The following is a 3,319-nucleotide window of genomic DNA, read 5'->3' as shown; positions in this document are numbered from 1 at the left end:
CAGCTTGTCCTTCCAGATGGCAAGGTCGTCACCGCGCCAGCTTTCGATGTTGAGCGTTACGTCTGCGGCAGAAGCCACCCCGGCCGAGCCGAGAATGCTGGTGCCCAAAAGCAGTGCCGTCAGTAGTTTCGTTGTCATGCTCAGTCTCCCTGTTGACCTTTTTCAGGTTCGGTTTTGATGAGAACGGAGGCAGTGCGCCCCTTGCTCCCCTCGATCGCGGAAAGGGCCGGCCGCAGCTTCTGGCCGGTCTCTTCCAGTATCTTCTGCGCCGCATCGGCGCTGTCGGCGCCGGCGGCAAGCAGAATGGCGGTCTTGACCGCGCCGCCGCTCTTCTCGAGCAGGCGGGCCGCTTCGTCCGTGCCACGCCCGCTGACGGCGGCGACGATGCGCGCCGCGCGGTCGCGCAGCTTGATGTTGTCGGCCATCAGATTGACCATGTAGCCGTCATGGACATGGCCGAGATGGACCGCGGTCAGCGTCGACAGCATGTTGAGCGCGATCTTCTGGGCGGTGCCGGCGCCCATGCGGGTCGAGCCGGCGATCAGCTCCGGCGGCGTTTCGAGCAGAATGGCGGTTTGCGCCTGGCGCAGCAGGGCAGAGTCCCGGTTGTTGGCGATGCCTATGGTGGCGGCACCACGGCGAGCGGCTTCCTCGATGGCCCGCACCGCATAGGGCGTCGTGCCGCTGGCGGAAATGGCGATCAGGCAGTCGCCCTTGCCGATACCGGCCTTGGCGACCGCAGCCGCGGCCTCTTCGGTATCGTCTTCCGGCCCGCCGGCCAGTGTCCGGAAGGCCTCGTCGCCGCCGGCGATCAGGATGGCGATGCGGTCGCGGTGAATGCCGAAGGTGCCGGGCAATTCAAGTGCATCGGCCAGCGCCATCAGGCCGGAGCTGCCGGCCGCCGCGTAGGCAAGCTTGCCGCCGCTCTTCAGCCTGCCGGCGATGATCTCGGCCGCCCTGGCAATGGATGGAATGGCTTGGCGCACGACCGTTGCGGCTTCGATCTGCGCATCGGCCAAATAGGAAAGGATGGCGTCCGGGGCCTGGATATCCAGCCCCTCGGCATTCTGGTGAAGCGCTTCGGTGCGCGTTTCGGCCATCCCGGTTCCTCCAATACCAGAACAATACCAAAAAAATACCACTTGTCCACACGCATTAACGAATTCGCGGCTCTGAAATCGCTGAGCCGGCGAAATACGTAGGTTTTTCAATAAAATACGCCTTAATCTTTTTGAAACGAAAATTAACCCTTGGCTATTGGTATTTTATTGGTATTATCCGCCCGGAGGAGAAATCACGTGAATTTCGTGCTCGGAATCGATGGCGGCGGCACCAGCTGCAGGGCCGCCCTGGCAACAGCGGATGGTGCAGTCATTGGCCGCGCCAAGAGCGGCGCCGCCAACATCCGCACCGATCTGACCGGCGCCCGCTCGAACATCGTCGATGCCGCCAGGCAGGCGTTCATCGCCGCCGGGCAGGATCCGGAACTGATCCCGCAGACACCGGCCATTCTCGGCCTTGCCGGCGCCAATGTCGGCACCTACCGGCAGCAGCTCGAAGCGATCCTGCCGTTCAGCACCAGCCGCGTCGAGACCGACGCCGAAATCGCCCTGGAAGGCGCTGTCGGCTCGGGCGACGGCGCCATGGCGATCCTCGGCACCGGCACCGCCTACATGGCGCGCAAGAACGGCAAGTCGCGCGCCATCGGCGGCTGGGGCTTCCAGGTCGGAGACCAGGGCAGCGGCGCCCGCATCGGCCGCGACCTGCTCGAACAGACACTGCTTGCCTATGACGGCGTCCGCGCGGGTTCGCCGCTGACGCAGAGCATGCTGGCCGTTTTCCGCAACAATCCGGAGGACGTGGTCGAATTCACCACCAATGCCAAGCCAGGCGATTTCGGCGGCTTCGCGCCCAAGGTGTTCGAGCATGCCGAGAAGGGCGACAGCGTCGCCAACTGGATCCTCGACAGGGTGGTCGCCGATGTCGAGGCCTCGCTCGGGGCGCTCGACCTTGCGGACGACGCGCCGCTTTGCCTGCTCGGCGGGCTGGCGCCGCTCTACGCGCCGCGCCTCTCGGCGCGCTACCGGGCGCTGCTGAAGCCGCCGCTCGACGACGCATTGGGCGGCGCCGTGCAGATGGCGGTCCGCCTTTTCGCGACCACGGAGGCGGCTCGATGAGCGAGGCCGCCGACCAGATCTTCGCCACGCTGAAACATCAGGCGCAAAGCGGCGCGCCGCTCTATCTGCAGCTTCGCAAGAGCATCGAGGACGCGGTCAATCGCGGCCTGATTGGGCCGGGCGACGCGCTGCCCTCCGAGCGCGACATTGCCACCAAGGCCGACATTTCGCGGGTCACCGTGCGCAAGGCGGTGCAGGACCTGGTCAAGGGCGGCATCCTGGTCCAGCGCCACGGCTCAGGCACGTTCGTGGCGCCGCGCATGGAGCGCGTCGAACAGTCGCTGTCGCGGCTGACCTCGTTTACCGAGGACATGGCTCGGCGCGGCATGGCTGTGCGTTCGGCCTGGCTCGACCGCGGCCTTTACGCGCCTTCGCCTGACGAGATGATGGTGCTCGGCCTGTCGTCGAGCGAACTGGTGGCACGCGTGGCGCGCCTGCGCATTGCCAACGACACGCCGCTGGCGATCGAACGCGCCTCGCTGTCGGCCAGCGTGCTGCCCGATCCGGCCGACATAGGCTCCTCGCTCTATGCGGCGCTGGAACTGACCGGCAACCGGCCGGTGCGGGCGGTGCAGCGCATCTCCGCCGCCAATCTCGGCGACAGCGACGCGCGCCTGCTTGAGGTGCCGCCAGGCATCGCCGGCCTGCACATCGAACGCATTTCCTATCTGGCGAGCGGCAAGGTCATCGAATTCACCCGCTCTATCTACAGAGGCGACGCCTATGATTTCGTCGCCGAACTGCGGCTGACCGGGCCGAGCGAAGAGGGCCGACCATGACGACACAAGCAACCCATATGCGGCGCGAGATCGAGGAGATCCCGCAAGCCGTCGCTCGCCTGCTCGACGGTTCCGGCGCGGTGCTGACCGAGGCCGGGCGCGGCATCCGCGCACGCGACCCGCAGTTTGTCGTCACCGTGGCGCGCGGCTCGTCCGACCATGCCGCCACCTTCATGAAATATGCCGTCGAGCTGACTGCGGGACTGGCCGTGGCATCGGTCGGACCATCCATCGCCTCGATCTATGGCCGCAAGCTCAGGCTCGCCGGCTCGGCCTGCCTGGCGATCTCGCAGTCGGGCAAGAGTCCCGACATCGTAGCTATGGCCGAAACCGCTCGGGCCGGGGGCGCGCTGACCGTCGCCA

General features: G+C 66.3%; 4 protein-coding genes and 1 pseudogene. 3 read left to right on the top strand and 2 right to left on the bottom strand.

Going from position 1 to position 3,319, the window contains the following annotated elements; genetic code table 11:
• Both EN935_RS42300 and EN935_RS27775 read right to left on the bottom strand, forming a co-directional pair.
• Positions 1–138: pseudogene (locus EN935_RS42300) on the bottom strand (sugar ABC transporter substrate-binding protein); the annotation flags it as partial.
• A 2-nt stretch (positions 139–140) separates the two neighbouring features.
• Positions 141–1,100 (bottom strand): N-acetylmuramic acid 6-phosphate etherase, encoded by a 960-nt coding sequence (locus EN935_RS27775; protein WP_109667471.1) that lies wholly within the window; start codon positions 1,098–1,100, stop codon positions 141–143.
• A 198-nt stretch (positions 1,101–1,298) separates the two neighbouring features.
• On the opposite strand from EN935_RS27775, the gene EN935_RS27770 reads away from it, so the two are divergent.
• The 3 genes from EN935_RS27770 to EN935_RS27760 form a co-directional block, all read left to right on the top strand.
• Complete coding sequence (locus tag EN935_RS27770) at positions 1,299–2,177, top strand: N-acetylglucosamine kinase (protein WP_109667474.1); 879 nt, start codon at positions 1,299–1,301, stop codon at positions 2,175–2,177.
• On the top strand, positions 2,174–2,956 hold the full coding sequence (locus EN935_RS27765) for a GntR family transcriptional regulator (RefSeq protein WP_027040192.1): 783 nt from the start codon (positions 2,174–2,176) through the stop codon (positions 2,954–2,956). Before EN935_RS27770 ends, EN935_RS27765 begins: the two co-directional genes overlap by 4 nt.
• A partial coding sequence (locus EN935_RS27760; RefSeq protein WP_127373829.1) for an SIS domain-containing protein occupies positions 2,953–3,319 on the top strand: 367 nt, incomplete at its 3' end. The genes EN935_RS27765 and EN935_RS27760, both read left to right, overlap by 4 nt.

The organism is Mesorhizobium sp. M7D.F.Ca.US.004.03.1.1 (assembly GCF_003998635.1).
GTDB classification, from domain to species: domain Bacteria; phylum Pseudomonadota; class Alphaproteobacteria; order Rhizobiales; family Rhizobiaceae; genus Mesorhizobium; species Mesorhizobium loti.
This window is presented reverse-complemented; position numbering and strand designations above follow the sequence as displayed.

Excerpts from the sequence above, each read along its gene's own strand:
- EN935_RS27775 (WP_109667471.1), bottom strand. The coding sequence starts at position 1,100 with ATGGCCGAAACGCGCACCGAAGCGCTTCACCAGAATGCCGAGGGGCTG.
- EN935_RS27765 (WP_027040192.1), top strand. The coding sequence starts at position 2,174 with ATGAGCGAGGCCGCCGACCAGATCTTCGCCACGCTGAAACATCAGGCG.